Source organism: Gemmiger sp. An120, from assembly GCF_002160955.1.
In the GTDB taxonomy this organism is placed as follows: Bacteria; Bacillota; Clostridia; order Oscillospirales; family Ruminococcaceae; genus Gemmiger_A; species Gemmiger_A avium.
This window is the reverse complement of sequence record NZ_NFLN01000049.1, coordinates 1-581: the sequence shown is the minus strand read 5'-3', so window position 1 is coordinate 581 and position 581 is coordinate 1. Positions and strand designations below refer to the sequence as shown.

Sequence of the window (581 nt, the reverse complement as noted above, 5' to 3'; positions counted from 1 at the left end):
ATCCTCAAGTAACGGTCTCGAAAAGCGTCCGAAACTCCGCTTCCCTGGCTTTGATGAGCCGTATGTGCTGCATCGCATAGGAGACATCTATGCCGAGCGCAGTGAGCGTGGGGCAGCTGATATGGAGCTACTTTCTGTAACGATGAATGATGGGGTTATGCAGCGTTCCGAAATTGAGGGAAAAGATAACTCAAGCGAGGATAAAAGCAGCTACAAAGTTGTTCGCAAGGGCGATATGGTCTATAACTCCATGCGTATGTGGCAAGGAGCAAATGGTGTTTCCCCTTATGACGGCATTGTCAGTCCTGCATATACCGTTCTTACAGCTAAGTTACCTATCTGCAATGATTATTTTGCTGCACTCTTCAAAAACTATAAGCTGATCAATGAGTTCAGAAAAAACTCGCAGGGAATGACCTCAGATACATGGAACTTGAAATACCCGCAGATAGAAACAATAAAGGTGTATTTGCCGGTAATTGAAGAGCAGGAGAAAATCGCCTCTATCCTCGTTACCCTCGATAAAAGAATCGCTGCACAGGCAGCACTCGTTGAACAGCTCAAGAAGTATAAAAGAGGTG

Annotated in this window: 1 protein-coding gene; it reads left to right on the top strand. The window is 45.3% G+C overall.

What is annotated here, in order from left to right:
- Nucleotides 1-581: restriction endonuclease subunit S (locus tag B5E65_RS15930; RefSeq protein ID WP_242957593.1), on the top strand; the 581-nt coding region annotated here is incomplete at both ends.